At 63.1% G+C, this 19057-nt stretch carries 21 protein-coding genes; 14 read left to right on the top strand and 7 right to left on the bottom strand.

Features of this window, described 5'->3' with window-relative positions:
- Positions 1-20 precede the first annotated feature (20 nt).
- Positions 21-1433, bottom strand: a complete 1413-nt coding sequence (tldD, locus tag MAFF_RS30515) for a metalloprotease TldD (protein WP_010914886.1) — start codon at positions 1431-1433, stop codon at positions 21-23.
- Between the two features lie 173 nt (positions 1434-1606).
- Positions 1607-2167: an invasion associated locus B family protein gene (locus tag MAFF_RS30520; protein ID WP_032929369.1), complete on the bottom strand. Its 561-nt coding sequence runs from the start codon at positions 2165-2167 to the stop codon at positions 1607-1609.
- A gap of 376 nt (positions 2168-2543) precedes the next feature.
- Between MAFF_RS30520 and coxB the strand changes: the two genes are divergently transcribed.
- From coxB to MAFF_RS30585, 13 genes are all read left to right on the top strand, one after another.
- A complete protein-coding gene (gene coxB / locus MAFF_RS30525; RefSeq protein WP_080512127.1) occupies positions 2544-3428 on the top strand; it encodes a cytochrome c oxidase subunit II in 885 nt (294 codons plus the stop codon).
- 38 nt (positions 3429-3466) lie between these two features.
- Positions 3467-5119, top strand: a complete 1653-nt coding sequence (ctaD, locus tag MAFF_RS30530) for a cytochrome c oxidase subunit I (RefSeq protein ID WP_010914889.1) — start codon at positions 3467-3469, stop codon at positions 5117-5119.
- Positions 5120-5193: 74 nt separating this feature from the next.
- Positions 5194-6138: a heme o synthase gene (locus MAFF_RS30535; protein ID WP_010914890.1), complete on the top strand. Its 945-nt coding sequence runs from the start codon at positions 5194-5196 to the stop codon at positions 6136-6138.
- 2 nt (positions 6139-6140) lie between these two features.
- Positions 6141-6299 (top strand): hypothetical protein, encoded by a 159-nt coding sequence (locus tag MAFF_RS38460; RefSeq protein ID WP_080512128.1) that lies wholly within the window; start codon positions 6141-6143, stop codon positions 6297-6299.
- On the top strand, positions 6299-6931 hold the full coding sequence (locus MAFF_RS30545) for a cytochrome c oxidase assembly protein (RefSeq protein WP_044549752.1): 633 nt from the start codon (positions 6299-6301) through the stop codon (positions 6929-6931). The genes MAFF_RS38460 and MAFF_RS30545 overlap by 1 nt, the downstream gene beginning before the upstream one ends.
- A 1-nt stretch (position 6932) precedes the next feature.
- Positions 6933-7811, top strand: a complete 879-nt coding sequence (locus MAFF_RS30550; protein ID WP_010914893.1) for a cytochrome c oxidase subunit 3 — start codon at positions 6933-6935, stop codon at positions 7809-7811.
- Between the two features lie 92 nt (positions 7812-7903).
- Complete coding sequence (locus MAFF_RS30555) at positions 7904-8395, top strand: L,D-transpeptidase family protein (RefSeq protein WP_010914894.1); 492 nt, start codon at positions 7904-7906, stop codon at positions 8393-8395.
- 21 nt (positions 8396-8416) lie between these two features.
- Entirely contained in the window at positions 8417-8803 is a 387-nt protein-coding gene (locus tag MAFF_RS30560) for a DUF983 domain-containing protein (RefSeq protein WP_032929373.1), read from the top strand.
- The gene (locus tag MAFF_RS30565) at positions 8800-9555 is read left to right on the top strand and encodes an SURF1 family protein (protein ID WP_010914896.1); all 756 of its coding nucleotides are present in this window, start codon (positions 8800-8802) and stop codon (positions 9553-9555) included. The genes MAFF_RS30560 and MAFF_RS30565 overlap by 4 nt, the downstream gene beginning before the upstream one ends.
- Positions 9556-9660: 105 nt before the next feature.
- Positions 9661-10671, top strand: a complete 1011-nt coding sequence (ispH, locus tag MAFF_RS30570; protein ID WP_010914897.1) for a 4-hydroxy-3-methylbut-2-enyl diphosphate reductase — start codon at positions 9661-9663, stop codon at positions 10669-10671.
- Between the two features lie 5 nt (positions 10672-10676).
- Complete coding sequence (locus MAFF_RS30575; RefSeq protein ID WP_010914898.1) at positions 10677-11639, top strand: homoserine kinase; 963 nt, start codon at positions 10677-10679, stop codon at positions 11637-11639.
- Between the two features lie 10 nt (positions 11640-11649).
- Positions 11650-12183: a ribonuclease HI gene (gene rnhA / locus MAFF_RS30580; RefSeq protein ID WP_010914899.1), complete on the top strand. Its 534-nt coding sequence runs from the start codon at positions 11650-11652 to the stop codon at positions 12181-12183.
- Between the two features lie 40 nt (positions 12184-12223).
- Positions 12224-12808, top strand: coding sequence for a histidine phosphatase family protein (locus MAFF_RS30585; RefSeq protein WP_010914900.1), 585 nt, complete (start codon positions 12224-12226; stop codon positions 12806-12808).
- Between the two features lie 4 nt (positions 12809-12812).
- On the opposite strand, the gene MAFF_RS30590 is transcribed toward MAFF_RS30585, so the two are convergent.
- The 3 genes from MAFF_RS30590 to MAFF_RS30600 form a co-directional block, all read right to left on the bottom strand.
- Positions 12813-13289, bottom strand: a complete 477-nt coding sequence (locus tag MAFF_RS30590) for a DUF2938 domain-containing protein (protein ID WP_044549758.1) — start codon at positions 13287-13289, stop codon at positions 12813-12815.
- Positions 13290-13382: 93 nt separating this feature from the next.
- Complete coding sequence (locus MAFF_RS30595; RefSeq protein WP_010914902.1) at positions 13383-13865, bottom strand: peroxiredoxin; 483 nt, start codon at positions 13863-13865, stop codon at positions 13383-13385.
- An 87-nt stretch (positions 13866-13952) separates the two neighbouring features.
- Complete coding sequence (locus MAFF_RS30600; RefSeq protein ID WP_010914903.1) at positions 13953-14759, bottom strand: protein-disulfide reductase DsbD domain-containing protein; 807 nt, start codon at positions 14757-14759, stop codon at positions 13953-13955.
- Between the two features lie 171 nt (positions 14760-14930).
- On the opposite strand from MAFF_RS30600, the gene MAFF_RS30605 reads away from it, so the two are divergent.
- Positions 14931-15539 (top strand): YqgE/AlgH family protein, encoded by a 609-nt coding sequence (locus MAFF_RS30605; RefSeq protein WP_027046619.1) that lies wholly within the window; start codon positions 14931-14933, stop codon positions 15537-15539.
- 21 nt (positions 15540-15560) lie between these two features.
- Here MAFF_RS30605 and MAFF_RS30610 read toward each other — a convergent pair whose 3' ends face one another.
- On the bottom strand, positions 15561-18449 hold the full coding sequence (locus MAFF_RS30610) for an EAL domain-containing protein (protein ID WP_032929377.1): 2889 nt from the start codon (positions 18447-18449) through the stop codon (positions 15561-15563).
- Positions 18450-18452: 3 nt separating this feature from the next.
- Positions 18453-19049, bottom strand: coding sequence for a GNAT family N-acetyltransferase (locus MAFF_RS30615; RefSeq protein WP_010914906.1), 597 nt, complete (start codon positions 19047-19049; stop codon positions 18453-18455).
- Between the last annotated feature and the right edge of the window lie 8 nt (positions 19050-19057).

Consider the following 19057-nt stretch of genomic DNA (forward strand, 5'->3'; position numbering starts at 1 on the left):
TTTATCTCGATGCATTCCCATCAAACCCTGGTGCCGCCCACCGTCATTTGGTTCATCCTCAGATGCGGCTGGCCGACGCCGACCGGCACGCCCTGTCCGGCCTTGCCGCACATGCCGATGCCATTGTCGAGTTTCATGTCGTTGCCGACCATCGAGACGCGGTGCATGGCGTCAGGCCCGTTGCCGATCAGCATCGCGCCCTTGATCGGCTGCGTCACCTTGCCGTTCTCGATCATGTAGGCCTCGGTGCAGCCGAATACGAATTTGCCCGACGTGATGTCGACCTGGCCGCCGCCGAAGGAGACGGCGTAGATGCCGTTCTTGACCGAGGCGATGATCTCGTCCGGCTCCATGTCGCCCGACGTCATGTAGGTGTTGGTCATGCGCGGCATCGGCTGATGCGCATAGCCTTCGCGCCTTCCGTTGCCGGTGGCCTTCATGCCCATCAGCCGGGCGTTCTGCCGGTCCTGCATGTAGCCGACCAACTTGCCGTCCTCTATCAGCACGTTGCGGGCCGATGGCGTGCCTTCATCGTCGACGGTGAGCGAGCCGCGCCGCTCCGGAATGGTGCCGTCGTCGACGACGGTGACGCCCTTGGCGGCGACCTGCTGGCCCAGCAGGCCGGCGAAGGCCGAGGTCTTCTTGCGGTTGAAATCGCCTTCCAGCCCGTGCCCGACGGCTTCGTGCAGCATCACGCCCGGCCAGCCGCTGGACAGCACGATGTCGAATGTGCCGGCCGGAGCTGGGATGGCCTCGAGATTGACCAGCGCTTGCCGCAGCGCTTCCCTGGCGGCATGCTTCCAGCTGTCCTCGATCAGGAAGTCGCCGAACGCCTTGCGTCCGCCCATGCCGTAGGAGCCGCTTTCCTGGCGGTCGCCGTCGCCGACCACGACCGAGACGTTGATGCGGACCAGCGGCCTGATATCGCGTACCACCTGGCCGTCGGCGCGCACGATCTCGACATGCTGCCAGGACGCGGCGAGCGAGGCCGTCACCTGGCGCACGCGCGGATCCTCGGCACGCAGCCAGGCGTCGATTTCCTGCAGCAACTTCGCCTTGGCCTCGAAGGAGGGCGAGGGGATCGGGTTCTCGTCGCCGTAGAGATGGCGGTTGGTGCGGGCAGGCGCGGCGGCAAGCGTACCGGAATAGCCGCCCTTGACGGTCGAGACCGCCGCGGCCGCGCGCAGCAGCGAGGCTTCGGAGAGGTCGCTCGAATGGGCGTAGCCGCTGGCTTCACCCGCGACCGCACGCAGGCCAAAACCCTGGTCGGTGTTGAAATTGGCGGTCTTCAGCCGGCCATTGTCGAACATCAGCGCCTCGCTCTCGCTGTATTCGAGAAACAGTTCGCCGTCATCGGCGCCGTTGATGGTGTCGGCAACGATCTGCTTGATGCGATCGTCGGAAATATCGAATTGGCCGATCAGGCTGTTCATGGCGCGTCCGTCCGTGGGAAGATTGCTTTCCCCCGATGTAGGCGCGAAGCCGCGCCCGCACAATCGGCAATGACGATCGGCGTCGGCGAATGACGACGGCCAGCCGATGCGGCATTCAGATGCGGCATTCAGGAGAGCTGCGTCAGAACCTGGTTCTGCGCCAAGCTCCCGGATCAGGGAAGGGCGGCGAAGCCGTCGGCGAAACCCTTGAGGTCGACAGGGATGCCGATGCCTTCTTCAGGCGTCTGGAAGACGATGAACGTCGCCGACGTACCGGTCTTCAACGTGTCGAGCAGCGGCTTTTCGAGGATGACCTCGGCATAACAGCCGTCCTGGAAGCAGCGCACGAAATAGGCGCGGCCGATGTCCTTGCCGTCGACATTGAGGCCGAGCCCGTTCGGCAAAAGCACGCCGAGCGGCGCCAGCACGCGCAGGATCTCGGCCTTGTTGTCGGCGGTGCGCAGCACGACCACCGACAGTCCCATCTCCGGACGGTCCTCGGCGACGACATTCTGCATCATCACGCATTGTTCAGAGGTGGCGCCGGCCGGCGTGTCGCAGATGATCGACCAGGCGCCATGCGTCGAGCGCACCGTGCCGCTCGGCTGGGCGGCATTGGCCTGACCGGCGACGAACAGACCAGCCGCGGACAAGGCGGCAAGAAACATGGCCTTGACCAAGGTGCTCGAAAGCCCCGGTCTCGTATGCCCCAGTCTCGAAAGCCAAGAGTTCATGACGGCTCCATTGCGAATCACGGCACTTTAAGCCGCGCCAATGCCAAGTAAAGGACGAGACCGCTGCCGAACTGTCCCGAAACAGGCAATACAGCGCTTTTCCCTGCCAAATTCGCCTGAATTACGACGCATCGCGCACCATGCCAACATGAGGCGGGCGGCCTGCCGAACATACGCGATTCGCCGCCATCGCCGCTGCCCCGGAAGAGCCATCTCAGCTTGCGCGCAAAAATGCCGCACAGTTTCCTCCGCTCCTTTCTTGCGGAGGGAAAAAGAGTATGGTTTGAACCAGCTTGAGACTGTCGGGATTCCCGTCCCGGCATTGTTCGTTATTCTCGTTGGCACGGCCGCGAGGAACTGGGAGACGAAGAGGGCGATGAGAAATTTCCTAGCAGACGCCAAGTTTCTAGCCAGTGCTGGGGCTGCCACCGCGCTTTTCGCGGGCACGTCCGCCCATGCAGACCAGCCCGTGGCGTGGGAGACGACTTTCCAGGCGCCGGCGACCGACATGATGCGGCAGATCGAATGGTTCGGGAACTACACGATGTGGTTCATCGTCCCGATCACCATTCTGGTGCTGCTTCTCCTCGCCTACTGCATCGTCAGGTTCCGCGCGAGCGCAAACCCGGTTCCCTCCAAGACCAGCCACAACACGCTGATCGAGGTGATCTGGACCGTCGGCCCGGTCGTGATCCTGCTCTGCCTCGCCATCCCCTCGTTCCAGCTCCTGACTGCGCAGTACACTCCGCCGGAAGAAGCCAAGCTGACCGTCAAGGCGACCGGCAACCAATGGAACTGGGACTACGAATACCAGACCGACAACACGCTCTCCTTCAATTCGGCCATCCTTCAGGATGGCGATCGCGCCAAGGCCGGCAAGGAAGACCGCAAGGTCTATCCGCGCCTGCTCGCCGTCGACAACGAGCTGGTGGTGCCGGTCAACACGATGACGCGCGTGCTCGTCACCGCGACCGACGTGATCCACTCCTTCGCCATGCCGTCCTTCGGCATCAAGATCGACGCCATTCCGGGGCGCACCAACGAGACCTGGTTCAAGGCGGAGAAGGAAGGCCTCTATTATGGTCAGTGCTCGCAGCTTTGCGGCAAGGACCACGCCTTCATGCCGATCGCCATCCGTGTCGTCTCCGACGCGCAGTTCAAGACCTGGCTGGCTGCGGCCAAGACCGATCTGCCCGGCGCCAACAAGACGCTGATGGCCGAGGTCGATGGCCAGAACAAGGTAGCGGCCGCCGGCAATTGATGCCGCGGGTTAGCAAGATTTAGGGAACGGAGCGGAACATGGCAGACGCTGCAGCTCACGACGGCCACGACCACAAGCCTTATCATGGCTGGGTGCGCTGGGTCTATTCGACCAACCACAAGGACATCGGCACGCTCTACCTGATCTTCGCGATCATGGCCGGCATCATCGGCGGCGCGCTGTCGGTCGCCATCCGCATGGAGTTGCAGGAGCCTGGCATCCAGATCTTCAGCGGTCTGGCGCAGATGGTCTACGGCATGAACGGTGACGCCGCGATTGATGGCGGCAAGAGCATGTACAATGCCTTCGCCACCGCGCATGCGCTGATCATGATCTTCTTCATGGTCATGCCGGCGTTGATCGGCGGCTTCGCCAACTGGATGGTGCCGATCATGATCGGCGCGCCCGACATGGCGTTCCCGCGCATGAACAACATCTCCTTCTGGCTGCTGCCGCCGGCCTTCATCCTGCTGCTCACCTCGATGTTCGTGCCGAGTGCGCCGGGCGCCTTCGGCGTCGGCGGCGGCTGGACGCTCTATCCGCCGCTGTCGACCTCGGGTCAGCCCGGACCGGCCATGGATCTGGCGATCCTGTCGATCCACATTGCCGGTGCCTCGTCGATCCTCGGCGCCATCAACTTCATCACCACCATCTTCAACATGCGCGCTCCGGGCATGACGCTGCACAAGATGCCGCTGTTCGCCTGGTCGGTGCTGGTCACCGCCTTCCTGTTGCTGCTGTCCCTGCCGGTCCTGGCCGGCGGCATCACCATGCTGCTCACCGACCGCAATTTCGGCACCACCTTCTTCGCCCCCGATGGCGGCGGCGATCCGCTGCTGTTCCAGCACCTGTTCTGGTTCTTCGGTCATCCGGAAGTGTACATCCTGATCCTGCCGGGCTTCGGCATCATCAGCCACATCGTCTCGACCTTCTCGAAGAAGCCGGTGTTCGGTTATCTCGGCATGGCCTACGCCATGGTCGCGATCGGCGCCGTCGGCTTCATCGTCTGGGCGCACCACATGTATACGACCGGCCTGTCGCTCGACACGCAGCGCTACTTCGTCTTCGCCACCATGGTCATCGCGGTGCCGACGGGGGTGAAGATCTTCTCCTGGATCGCGACGATGTGGGGCGGGTCGATCTCGTTCAAGACGCCGATGCTGTGGGCGCTGGGCTTCATCTTCCTGTTCACCATCGGTGGCGTCACCGGCGTTCAGCTGGCCAATGCCGGCCTCGACCGCTCGCTGCATGACACCTATTTCGTCATCGCCCACTTCCACTACGTGCTGTCGCTGGGCGCGGTGTTCGCCATCTTCGCCGGCTGGTACTACTGGTTCCCCAAGATGACCGGCTACATGTATTCGCCCGTCATCGCCAACACCCACTTCTGGGTCACCTTTGTCGGCGTCAACCTGATCTTCTTCCCGCAGCATTTCCTTGGCCTCGCCGGCATGCCGCGCCGCACCATCGACTATCCGGACGCGTTTGCCGGCTGGAACTACGTGTCGTCGATCGGCTCCTATATCTCGGCCGTCGGCGTGGCGATCTTCCTCTACGGCGTGTTCGAAGCCTTCCAGAAGAAGCGCATCGCCGGTGCCAACCCATGGGGCGAGGGCGCCACCACGCTCGAATGGCAGCTGCCTTCGCCGCCGCCGTTCCACCAGTGGGAGCAGTTGCCGAAGATCAAGTAAGGCGGCTCCCGCCCGAATACGAAACCGCCGGCCCGCCGGCGGTTTTGGCCAACGGAATGATGGACTGAGTACGCATGGCCCTAGTCGACGAAACCAGCATTGACGAAGCGGGCTTCCGCATGTCGGAAGCGACGGCGGGCGATTTCTTCGCCCTGCTGAAGCCGCGCGTCATGTCGCTGGTGGTGTTCACGGCCTTTGTCGGGCTGGTCGCCGCCCCGGTGACCATCAACCCGCTGCTGGCGGTGATCGCCATCCTGTCGATCGCCATCGGTGCCGGTGCCTCGGGCGCGCTCAACATGTGGTACGACGCCGACATCGATGCGGTGATGACCAGGACCGCAAGCCGTCCGGTGCCGTCCGGCCGCATTCAGCCGCACGAGGCGCTCAGCTTCGGCCTGGTGCTGTCGGTGCTGTCGGTGATGACGCTTGGCGTGTTGGTCAACTGGCTTTCGGCGACGCTGCTGGCCTTCACCATCTTCTTCTATGCCGTCGTCTACACGATGTGGCTGAAGCGCTGGACGCCGCAGAACATCGTCATCGGCGGCGCGGCCGGTGCCATTCCGCCGGTGATCGGTTGGGCCGCGGTGACCGGATCGGTCAGCCTCGAAAGCATCGTCCTGTTCCTGATCATCTTCCTGTGGACGCCGCCGCATTTCTGGGCGCTCGCGCTGTTCAAGTCCGGGGACTATGAGCGTGCCGGCATCCCGATGATGCCCAATGTCGCCGGCCACGCGTCGACCCGCCGTCAGATCTTCGCCTATGCACTGGTGCTGGCCCCGGTCGGCGTGGCGCCGTGGCTGCTCGGCTATACGACGCCTTTCTATGGCGTGGCCGCCATGCTGCTTGGGCTTGGCTTTGTCTGGTATGCGTGGAAAGTGCTCGGCATGGCCGATGACGACCGCGCCATGAAGCCGGCCAAGGCGCTGTTCGCCTATTCGCTGCTTTATCTCTTCGCCATCTTCGCTGCCTACCTGGCCGACAGCGTTGTCGAACGCGCGCTTGCCATGGGTGGGGCATGATCATGGTCGAGGAAAAGCTTGAGACGGTCACCTTGACCGAGCGTCAGAGGAAGGCCCAGCGCAGCCGGTCCATCGCGATCGGCGTGGCGCTGGCGGTGCTTGTCGTCATTTTCTACATCGCCACGATCATCAAGTTCGGCCACAATCTGGGCACGATGTGATGAGCGTCGAGATGTCCAAAAAGCCGGCCGGCAAGAACAGCAACCGCATCGTCGCGGCGGTGTGCCTTGCCTTCTTCACCGGTATGATCGGCATGGCCTATGCCGCCGTGCCGCTCTACAAGATGTTCTGCCAGGCGACCGGCTATGGCGGCACGACGCAACGTGTCGAGAAGCAATATGCCGGCCGCGTGCTCGACCGCGAGATCACCGTGCGCTTCGACGCCAATATTGCCGGCGTGCCGTGGGAATTCCAGCCGGTCCAGCGCTCGATGACCATGAAGATCGGCGAGACCGTGCAGGCGCATTATCAGGCGACCAACAAGTTCGATCGCCCCGTCACCGGTCGCGCCACCTTCAACGTGCAGCCGGAACTGGCGGGTCCGTATTTCAACAAGGTCGAGTGTTTCTGCTTCACCGATACGTCGCTGAAGCCCGGCGAGACGGTGGACATGCCGGTCCTGTTCTATGTGGACCCCGATATCGTGAATGTGCCGGAACTGAAGGACGTGAAGACGATCACGCTGTCCTACACGATGTTCCCGGTCGAGAAGAACAAGCCGGTTGCCTCTTCGGAGCCGGTCCAGGGCACCAGCAAGATAATTTCAGATACCGAAGCAAATCTCGGGGGTTGATATGGCAGACGCGCACGCAAAACATCACGACTATCATCTCGTCGACCCGAGCCCGTGGCCTTTCCTGGGCTCAATCGGCGCGCTCGTCATGGCCTTTGGCGGTGTCGCCCTGATGGAATATCTGAAGGGCGGATCGTTCCCGATCTTCGGTCACAACATTGCCAATCCGTGGCTGTTCTTCATCGGTCTGGTGATCGTCCTCTATACCATGTTCGCCTGGTGGTCGGACACCATCAAGGAAGCGCATGAGGGTCACCACACGCGCGTCGTGTCGTTGCATCTGCGCTACGGCATGATCATGTTCATCGCCTCGGAGGTGATGTTCTTCGTCGCCTGGTTCTGGGCCTATTTCGACGCCAGCCTTTTTGCCGGCGAGGTGCAGAACTATGCACGCCACACATTTACCGGCGGTGTCTGGCCGCCGAAGGGCATGGAGGTTCTCGATCCCTTCCATTTGCCGCTCTACAACACCATCATCCTGCTCCTGTCGGGCACCACGGTCACCTGGGCGCACCATTCGCTCATCCATGGCGATCGCAAGGGCCTGATCAACGGCCTGGTGCTGACCGTCGGCCTGGGCATGCTGTTCACCATGGTGCAGGCCTATGAGTACATACACGCTCCGTTCGGCTTCAAGGATTCCATCTACGGCGCCACCTTCTTCATGGCGACCGGCTTCCACGGTTTCCATGTCATCATCGGCACCATCTTCCTGCTGGTTTGCCTGATCCGCGCGATGAAGGGCGATTTTACCCCCAAGCAGCATTTCGGCTTCGAGGCGGCCGCCTGGTACTGGCACTTCGTCGACGTGGTCTGGCTGTTCCTGTTCTCAGCGATCTATGTCTGGGGATCGGCTGGCGCGGTGATCGAAGGCCACTGATCCAATCTTTAGGATTTCGATTTTCGGGAAGGCGGCCGCGGCGACGTGGCCGTCTTCTTCTTTTCGGCGCAATGATCGCCGATCGATTGCCGATGCGGCTGACAATTCGCTGGACAATTTGCGCATTCATCCTCCTGGCGTTTCCGGCCCTTGCGGCCGAGAAGGTCGATTTGGTGCGTGTCCACAAGGCGGAGCGGCGGCTGGAACTGATCGGCGACGGCAAGGTCCTGCGCAGCTACGGCATTGCACTTGGCAGTGATCCCGTCGACCACAAGCACCAGGAGGGCGACCAGCGCACGCCCGAGGGGCGCTATATGCTCGACTGGCGCAACCCCAACAGCATCGCGCACAGATCGATTCACATCTCCTATCCCAATGCCGACGATCTGGCGGCGGCGAAGGCGCGCAATGTCGACGCCGGTGGCATGATCATGATCCACGGCCAGCCCAATGGTTTCGGCTGGTGGGGCTGGCTGCTTCAATTGGTCGACTGGACGGATGGCTGCATTGCCGTTACGGACTCCGACATGGACGAAATCTGGGCAATGGTGGCCGATGGGACACCGATCGAGATCGAGCAATAGCGATGAGTGGCGGCCCTATCCATGAGTGAAGACAAGGCGATCTGGCCTCCGATCGATCCGATTTCGGCCGGCCTGCATGGCCGCTGCCCGCGCTGCGGCGAAGGGCGGCTGTTTTCCGGCTTCCTCACTGTCGGCAAACGCTGCGTCAATTGCGGCCTCGATTATTCCTTCGCCGATGCCGGCGACGGACCGGCGGTCTTCGTCATCCTGATCATCGGCTTCATCATCGTCGGCCTGGCACTCTGGGTTGAGGTGACGCTGAGCCCGCCGCTGTGGCTGCATCTGCTGGTCTGGATCCCGCTGGCCCTGGTCCTGTGCCTGACGGCGCTGCGGCTGATCAAGGGCGTGCTGCTCACTCTCCAATATGCCAACAAGGCGGCCGAAGGCCGGCTGGACCACGGCGAATGAGCGAGGCATCCATCAGGAGTGCCGGCCGTTCGCGGCCACGATCGGCATTGCTGCTCGGCCTTGGCCTGGTGCTGCTTTTGATCCTGCTGGTGCTCGGCACCTGGCAGGTCCAGCGCCTGCACTGGAAGGAAGGTCTCCTGCAGACCATCGACCAGCGCACGCATTCGGCGCCGCTGCCGCTGGCCGAAGTCGAGAAGGAATTCGCCTCGACCGGTGACGTCGACTACACGCCGGTCACGGTCTCCGGCACGTTCCTGCATTCGGGCGAACGGCATTTCTACGCGACCTGGGAAGGTGACGCGGGCTTCAACGTCTACACGCCGCTTGCCCTCGACGACGGCCGCTTCGTGCTGATCAATCGTGGTTTCATACCCTATGATCTGAAAGACCCGGCCAAGCGCGCCGAGGGGCAGATCCAAGGCAAGGTGACGATCACCGGGCTTGCCCGCAATCCGCTGCCGGCAAAGCCGTCGATGATGCTTCCCGACAATGACGTGGCGAAGAACATCTTCTACTGGAAGGACCGCGACGCCATGGCGGCGAGCGCCGGCCTGCCGGCCGGGTTCACGCTGGTGCCGATCTTCATCGATGCCGATAAGACGCTCAATCCCGGCGGTTTGCCGATCGGCGGCGTCACCATCATCGACCTCCCGAACAGCCATCTGCAGTATGCGATGACCTGGTATGGGCTTGCAGCAGCACTCGCCGCCGTGCTCATCCTGCGGCTTCGCCGTCCCGCGAAAGAGGAATGAACGCAAGCAGCGCCCCCCTTTCTACCGACACCCTTGACAGGGCCTGCTCTTGACAGAACGGGGGTAGGCACCTCATTTCGGCGCTGACGAACCGGCCAGGATTTAATGCTTCAGACAACCAACAAGCCTCCGCTGACGATCCGGCTCTGCCAGCCGCGCGGTTTCTGCGCCGGCGTCGACCGTGCCATCCAGATCGTCGTGCTGGCGCTGAAGAAGTACGGCGCGCCGGTCTATGTCCGCCACGAGATCGTGCACAACCGTTACGTTGTCGAAGGGCTGCAGAGCCTCGGCGCCGTCTTCATCGAGGAACTCTCCGAGATTCCGGCTGAACACCGGCGGTCGCCGGTTGTCTTCTCGGCGCACGGCGTGCCGAAATCAGTGCCGGCGGACGCGCAGGCGCGCAACCTGTTCTATCTTGACGCCACCTGTCCGCTGGTCTCCAAGGTGCACAAACAGGCAATGCGCCATCAGCGGCTTGGCCGCCATGTGCTGTTGATTGGCCATGCCGGGCACCCCGAGGTGATCGGCACGATGGGGCAATTGCCGGAGGGCGCTGTAACGCTGGTCGAGACCGAGGCCGATGCCGCCAGGCTCGTGCCCGCCGATCCGAAGGCGCTTGGCTTCGTCACCCAGACCACGCTGTCGGTCGAGGACACAGCCGGCATTATCCGTGCGCTGCGGGAGCGCTTTCCCGATCTGCAGGCGCCGGCGGCGGAATCGATCTGCTACGCCACCACCAACCGCCAGGAGGCGGTCAAGGACACCGCCCCGGGCGCTGATCTCTATCTGATCGTCGGCGCCCCCAATTCCTCCAATTCGCGCCGCCTCGTCGAAGTGGCGGAGCGTGCCGGCGCCACGATGTCGCTTCTCGTGCAGCGCGCCGCCGAAATTCCGTGGAATGACATCGGCACCATTTCGACGCTCGGCCTGTCGGCGGGGGCATCGGCGCCGGAGATCATCGTCGACGAGATCATCGACGCGTTCCGCCAGCGCTTCGATGTCACCATCGACCTGGCCATCACGGCCACTGAAACAGAGGATTTTCCGGTCATGCGGGTACTGCGCGATGTCGAACTGACGCCGGCCGACATGGCCTTCGTCAATGGGGCCGCGTAAGGCAGATGGCGGTCTATACCGACGTTGCGGAGGGCGAACTTGGCGCTTTCCTGAAACACTACCCCGTCGGCGATCTCCTGTCCTACAAGGGCATCGCCGAAGGCACCGAGAATTCGAACTTCCTGCTGCACACCTCCAGCGGCTCCTACATATTGACGCTCTATGAAAAGCGGGTCGAGAAGGCGGATCTGCCGTTTTTCCTCGGGCTGATGGGCCATCTCGCCAACAAGGGCGTGTCCTGCCCGCTGCCGGTGACCGCGCATGACGGCAGCGTCATCGGCACGCTGGCCGGCCGGCCGGCCGTCATCATCACCTTTCTCGAAGGCCTCTCACTGCGGCGGCCGACGGCGACGCACTGCGCCGAGGTCGGCAAGGCGCTGGCCGCCTTGCACCTGGCCGGCGCCGATTTTCCGATGACCCGCCCGAATGCGCTCGCCATCGACGGTTGGCGCAAGCTGTGGAACGCGGCCCGCGACCGGGCCGACGAGGTCGAACCGGGCCTGGCGGCCGAGGTCGACGCCGACTTCGCCGATTTCGAGCGGAACTGGCCGAGGGGCCTTCCTGCAGGCATCATCCATGCCGATCTGTTTCCGGACAACGTCTTCTTCCTGGGCGAAAAGCTGTCCGGCCTGATCGATTTCTATTTCGCCTGTGACGACCTCTACGCCTACGATGTCGCCACCTGCCTCAACGCCTGGTGTTTCGAGAAGGATTTCTCCTTCAACCTCACCAAGGGCAAGGCACTGCTCGCCGGCTATCAGAGCGTGCGCCCGCTGAGCGGAGAGGAAAAGGCGGCATTGCCCATGCTGTCGCGCGGTTCGGCGCTGCGTTTCATGCTGACCCGGCTCTACGACTGGCTGACCGTTTCCGATGGCGGCCTGGTCATGAAACGCGACCCGACCGAATATATCAGGCGGATGCGGTTCCATCGGGCGATCAAATCGGCTTCGGAATATGGATTGGCCTGATATGGGTATCATGAGCAAACAGGTTGAAATCTTCACCGACGGCGCCTGTTCGGGCAATCCCGGCCCTGGCGGCTGGGGTGCCATCCTGCGCTTCAACGGGACCACCAAGGAGCTTTCCGGTGGCGAGGCCGAAACGACCAACAACCGCATGGAGTTGCTGGCCGCCATCTCGGCGCTGAATGCGCTGAAGGAGCCTTGCACTGTCGAGCTTCACACCGACAGCAAATACGTCATGGACGGCATTTCCAAGTGGATCCATGGCTGGAAGAAGAACGGCTGGAAGACCGCCGACAAGAAGCCGGTCAAGAACGGCGAACTGTGGCAGGCGCTGGACGAAGCCAACCGGCGTCACAAAGTCACTTGGAACTGGGTCAAGGGGCATGCCGGCCACACCGAGAACGAACGCGCCGACGAGTTGGCCAGGGAAGGCATGGCGCCGTTCAAGAAGGGCTCGTTCAAGCCGGCGGCATCGGCGCCGAAGCCGGATGCCCAGCTGAAGCAGCCGGTAGCCACGAAAGCGCGTCGTTCGACTCAGAGCTATTGAGTTTCGGCGGCCGGTCCGCTTTCAGGCAGGAACCTCGATCATGCCGATCCTCTACTATGTCACGCATCCCCAGGTTCAGATCGACGCCGCCATTCCCGTGCCGGAATGGGAACTGTCCGAAGTTGGACGAGCAAGAGCCGTCGCCATTCTCGATCAGCCATGGATCGGCGCAATCCGGCGCATCGTGTCGTCGGGCGAGCGCAAGGCAATAGAAACGGCCGAAATCCTGGCAAGCCATCTCCACCTTGCGGTCGAGGTCAGGGAACGGATGCATGAGAATGACCGGTCCGCGACCGGCTTTCTGCCGCCGCCGGAGTTCGAAGCGGTCGCCGATCAGTTCTTCGCCGACCCGCATGAAAGCGTTCGCGGATGGGAGCGGGCCATCGATGCGCAGCACCGTATCGTGAGCGAAGTCGCAGCCGTGCTCTACGGCAATGACGCTGGTGACATCGCTCTTGTGGGCCATGGAGGCGTTGGGACACTCTTGCTGCTGTCTCTCAGCGGGCGGGAGATCAGCCGCGAGGCGGATCAGCCCGCGGGCGGCGGCAATTTTTTTGCCTACGATATCGGTGCGCGCCGCGTCGTCCATGGATGGCGGCCGATCGACAGGCCGGAACAGTCCTAGACCCTCAGCGGATCAGCAGCGCCGTGCCCCAAAGCCCGAGCGCGAAGACCGTGTGGGAGACCAGGTTGAGCGCACGGATCCGCATGGGATTGGGCCGCTTCGAGGCTGCCCATCCGGCACCCATGCCTGGCGCCAGCAGGAACCAGCCGGCGCCGACGGTTACGATCCCGAGGATGAAGGCCGGCAGGAAGGTCGGTGCGGCCAGCCAGCCGGTTCCGGCCAGCACGACCAGGATGATGCCGTAGACGATGCCGACGAAATAGTGAAACACCCAGCCCAGCGCCACTTCATGCGCGTAAGGCTCTGCCTCGCCGATATCATCGTGAAACACCTTGTCGCCGAGATGCCAGACCCAGCGCCCGACCGGTCCCCAGTTCGGCCGTGGCTGGCCGAATGCCTTGTGAAGCAGGATCGCCCAGAGATCCATCAGTACCGTGGCGCCGATGCCGATCGCGACAGCGCGCCAGAAGACGTCAAACATCGTTGGAATCCCCCCGAAAGCGGGCATTCTCAAGCGCAAGCGGTCGTCGGGCGAGGCCGGCCGTGCGGTCTCGTCCGACGCGACCGTTGAAGCTTAGAGCTGCCCGAGAATATGGGCCGCGCCGGACTCGTCGACGCCGGGCTTGGTCTCGATATTGAGCGCGGTGACCTTGCCGTCGTCGACGATCATCGAAAACCGCTTCGAGCGTAGCCCCATGCCGCCTGCGGAAAGGTCGTTGTCGAGGCCGACCGCCTTGGCGAAATCAGCACTGCCGTCGGCGAGAAACAGGATCTTGTCCTCACCGCCGGTGAAACGTGCCCAGGCGCCCATGACGTGAACGTCGTTGACCGAAACGACGGCGATGGTGTCGACGCCGCGGGCCAGGATGGCGTCATGGTTTTCGAGATAGCCGGGCAGATGGTTGTTGCTGCAGGTCGGCGTGAAGGCGCCGGGAACACCGAACAGAACCACCTTCTTGCCCGGGAAAATCTCGGCCGAGGTGATCGCCTTGGCGCCGTCGGCGGTCATCGTCTTGAAGGTCGCTTCAGGCAGCTTGTCGCCAACGGAAATGGTCATGAGTTCCTCGCTTGGGGAATGGGAAGGAAGAATGCATGCTTGCGTAGCGAACTCGGCGGCGTCCTGCAACCGTTCGGGCAAGCTGGATCAAGGGAAAGGCAGCAGCCCTTCGACGGCGCCCGCCGAACTCGTCAGCGTGTAGTGAAGCCCGCCATCCGTTGGCGTTGCCGAGGGGCGGTCGAGGATCGGCACGGTGAAGATCAGCTTGCCGTCCTTTTCGCTGCGCGAAGGGGCGCCGAACATGTAGTCCCGCTCGCCGGCGACGAAGAAATCCGCGGCCTCGGGGTCACCGGGAAAACTCGCCTCGACAACCAGCGTCTCGTGATCGCCCGGCAGGACATTGATGCCGAAATCCGATCTCGCGGGTGCCGGCAACGCCGCGAAACTCGCCTTCACCAGGGCCGCGTCGTCCGCATTGTCGGGGTCGGAACCAGGGTCGACCGTCAGCCGCGTCTGCACCGGTATGCAGATCGTTTCGCAAATGCCGAGGAAGACGTCGGCGTCGATGACGGCCGAATCCTTCGCCGTCGACAGCGTGAACACCACAGGCAGCGAGACCGGATAATTGTAGCCTGCCCATTTGCCATAACCATCGTCGTGGCGTTGGGGTGCCGGAAACGAGAGTGTGGCATCGGCAATATTGGTGCTGGCCGAAACATTGAGCTGCGGCGGCACACCGGCGTCGCCCGGATCGCGCCAATAGGTCTTCCAGCCCGGCTTGAGCGCGATGTCGAGAACGCCCTGGATGCGGCCGGCCTCGTCGGGTTTGCCCGATGTCACCAGCCGCACCTTGCCGCCTTCGCTATTGTACCAGGCGGACGAGGAGGCGGAGGCGGGGAGAACGCTCGCCGATCCGATGGCGGCGCCGAGCAGCAGGATTTTCAAGCTTTGCATGGCGGTGATTTGATCGTCCGTTCGTGGCCGCGCAATGTTCTCACGGCTTTGTTGATATCATATTTGCGTGACCTTCGCGGGCAAGCCGTCGCGGCCTAGCACCATGAGCTTTGGTCGAATCCGGCGCGGCGCATCTTTTCGGCGCCCGGGAAACACGGTACCCTCCCTGTCATGGATTTGTTGCGCCACAAAAAGACGGCTGCTGGACGCGGCTTTCTCGACGATCAGTTCCTGATTGCCATGCCCGGCATGAAGGACGACCGTTTCACGCGCTCGGTCATCTACATCTGCGCGCACAGCGATGAAGGCGCGATGGGCCTGATCATCAACCAGACACAGCAGATGCTGTTTCCGGATCTGTTGGTTCAGCTCGGCATCATGAACGAGCAGGAGGCGATCCGCCTGCCGGCGCAGGCGCGCGATTTCGTCGTGCGCAACGGCGGGCCTGTCGACCGCAGCCGCGGCTTTGTCCTGCATTCGGGCGATTACCGCGTGGAATCGTCGCTGACCGTTTCCGACGATATTTGCCTGACCGCGACGGTCGATATATTGCGCGCCATATCGTCGGGCCGCGGCCCGCGTCACGCGCTGATGGCGCTCGGTTATTCCGGCTGGGGCGCCGGCCAGTTGGAAACCGAGATCGCCGAGAATGGCTGGCTGACTTGTCCGGCCAGTCCCGAGCTTCTCTTCGACGCTGACATCGAGCGCAAATACGATCGTATCCTCGCCTCGATCGGCATCGATCTGGCGCATCTCAGCCTGGCCGCCGGACACGCCTGACCTATCACGCCGACGCAGCCTCTAAGCCTGCGTCAGCGGATACTGTTCCTTCAACGTCTTCAGCACCTGATCGCCCGGCATTGGCGCGCCGAACATGAAGCTCTGCACATATTCGCAGCCCATCTGGCGCAGTTCCAGCGCATCGCGTTCGTCCGAAATGCCCTCGGCGACCACCGACAGGCCGAGCTCATGCGCCATGTTGACCATGGATTTGAGCAGCACGGCGCGCTTGGGCGTGTTGTCGTCGACAAAACTCTTGTCGATCTTGATCGTGTCGAACGGGAAGCGCGTCAGGTAGGCGAGCGAGGAATAGCCGGTACCGAAATCGTCCAGCGACAGGCCGATGCCGAGCTGCTTCAGCTTGGTCAGCACATGCGCGGTCTGTTCGGGATTGTCCATCACCAGCGACTCGGTCAGTTCGAGCCGGAAGCAGCGCGGCTTCAGATTGGCCCGCGCGATGACCGAGCGGACATCGCTGACCAGGTCGCGACGGATGAGCTGGCGGCTGGACAGATTGACCGATACCGACAGCGGCGCGTCGCCGATCTGCTTTTGCCATCCGGCCAGGTCCTCGGCGGCCTGCTGCATGGCGAACAGCCCGAGCTGCACGATCAGCCCGCAGCTTTCGGCGACCGGAATGAAATCCGCCGGCGGGATCATGCCGCGGCGCGGATGGTCCCAGCGCAGCAAGGCTTCGAAGCCGGCGACGCTGCCGTCCTCCAGCCGCACGATCGGCTGGTAGGCAAGGGTGAATTCGCGCCGCTCGATGGCGCGCCGCAAATCGGATTCGAACTGCAGCCGGTCGGTGCCGACGGTGCGGAAAGCCGGGCGGAACGGCTCGATCCTGTCGCCGCCGAAACGCTTGGCCTGGTGCATGGCAAGTTCGGCGTCCTTGACCATGTCCTCGGCCGAAGTCTGCGCTGATGTCCAGGTGATCAGGCCGATCGAGGCGGTCAGCACGATCTCGCGCTTGGCGAAGGTGATCGGGTTGTTGATCGCATGCTTGATGGCGTCCGCCACACCGGCGATGCGGGCGGGGTCCTGTTCGGACAAAAGCATCAGCGCGAACTGGTCGCCGGCAAAGCGCGACAGCGAATCCTTCGGCTTCAACAGCCGGTGCAGGCGCCGAGCGATGGTCAGCAGGATGGTGTCGCCGGCCGAGATGCCGAGCCCGTCATTGACCTGCTTGAAGCGGTCTATGTCGATGACGAAGACGGTCGGGCGCACCTTCTCTTCGGTGCGGGCGATCGAGATGATCGCTTCCAGCCGGTTCATGAACAGTTCGCGGTTTGGCAGGCCGGTCAAATTGTCGTGCACGGCGTCGTGCAGCAGCCGCTCCTCTGACTTCTTCTGCTCGGTGACGTCGACCATGGTGCCGACGCAGCGGATGACCTCGCCGTCCGATCCGATGACTGGCCGCGCCCGCAAGGCGAACCAGTGATAGTGCCCGTCGGCGCCGCGCAGGCGGAAATTCTGCGCCACCCGGCCGCGCCGGTGCTCCAGCACCACGTCGAGCGTCGTGCGGAACGTGTCGCGGTCGTCGGCATGCAGCACCGGCAGCCAGTTGCGCGCGGCACCACCAAGGCTGTTGGGCGCCAGGCCGAGCTGGATGCTGACATCAGGCTTGGTGACGACGCGGTCGCGCAGAACGTCCCAATCCCACACCGTGTCGCCCGACCCGGCCACCGCCAGCGCCTGGCGTTCGAGGTCGGAGAACAGCCCCTGATGCAGCGCGCCGCCGGCAAAGGCATGCTGCATGACGGTGAAGCCGATCAACAGGATGATCAGGATCAGCCCGCCGCCGAGCGCCGGCTGGGCGATGTCATTGTCGAGCATGCCGGTGATCGCCATCCACGACCCGCATAGCCACAACAGCACCATGACCCAACTGGGCACCAGCATGATGGCGCGGTCATAACCACGAATCCCGAGGAAGATGATCAGGCCGAGCCCGGTCAAGGCGGTGGCGGCAAAGGAGATGCGGGCAATGCCGGCGGCGACCGCCGGGTCGACGATGGCGACGCCGGCAATCAGCACCAGGCCGAGGATCCAGACCAGCGCTCCATAGCTGAAATGGCCGTGCCATCGGTTGAGGTTGAGATAGGCGAACAGGAAGACCACAAAGGTCGCCGCAAGCGCCACCTCCGTTCCCGCTCGCCACATCTGTTCGTTTCCGGGCGAGATTTCGATGACCTTGTTGAGGAAGCCGAAATCGACGCAGATATAGGCAAGCACCGCCCAGGCAAGGGCCGCGGTCGCCGGGAACATCGAGGTCCCCTTGACCACGAAGAGGATGGTCAGGAACAGCGCCAGAAGGCCCGCAATGCCGATGACGATGCCGCGAAACAGCGTGTAGGAGTTGACGGAGTCCTTGTAGGCTTCCGGCTCCCACAGATAGACCTGCGGCAGCTTGGGTGATGCCAGTTCGGCGATGAAGGTGATCACCGTTCCTGGGTTCAGCGTCACCCGGAACACATCGGCGTCAGGGCTGGTCTGGCGGTCGAGCGCGAAGCCCTCGCTGGGTGTGATCGCTGCAATGCGGGTGGCGCCGAGATCCGGCCAGAAGATGCCAGAATTGACCAGCCGGAAATGCGGCGCCACGATCAACCTGTCGAGCTGCTGGTCGGTGGTGTTGGCCAGCGCGAACACCGCCCAGTCGCCGGTCGAGCGCGCGTCATTGGCCTCGACCTCGATGCGCCGCACGATGCCGTCCGGCCCGGGCGCGGTCGACACCTGAAAGTTCTCACCCTGGTTGCGGTAGATCTCGAAGGCGCGCGACAGGTCGAGCGCGACGTCGTCGCGGGCAATCTTGATCGGTTCGACGGCAAAGGCCGACGAAGCCGCGCACAGCGTCAGGATTGCCGCGAGGACAAAGGCGAACAGCGGCCCGTTTCGCAGGAAATTCGTCAAAAATCAGTCCTTCGTTCCTGCGTCCAGCGGATCGTCCGCGATCCGGGCGTAGAGGTAATGGTCCTGCCAGATGCCGTTGATCCTGAGATAGGATCTTAACAGTCCTTCGCGCCGGAATCCGGCTTTTTCAAGCACGCGGATCGACCGGATATTGTCGGGAATACAGGCCGCTTCGATCCGGTGCAACCTCAGCGTATCGAAGGCGAAGCGGGCAACGACCTTGACCGCGTCGGTCATCAGGCCGCGGCCGCCGAAGCGCTCGCCGATCCAGTAGCCGACATGGCCGCTTTGCGAGACACCGTGGCGTATGTTGCCGAGCGTGATGCCGCCGGCGAGCTTGCCGCTCGACTTCTCGAAGATGAAGAAGGCGATCGCGGTTCCCTGCGCATAGTCCTCGCGGTAGCGGCTGATGCGCAGGCGCCAAGCCGTGCGGTCGAGTTCGTCGGGGGTCCAGCGTGGCTCCCACGGCTCCAGGAAAGCCCGACTTTCGCCACGCAACGTCGACCATTCCCGATAGTCATTGGTGTATGGCACGCGCAAGGTGACGAGATTGCCCTTCAGCGCCGGCAGGTCACGGCGAAAGAAAGGGAGCGCGAACACGGCGCTTT

Source organism: Mesorhizobium japonicum MAFF 303099, from assembly GCF_000009625.1.
GTDB classification, from domain to species: domain Bacteria; phylum Pseudomonadota; class Alphaproteobacteria; order Rhizobiales; family Rhizobiaceae; genus Mesorhizobium; species Mesorhizobium japonicum.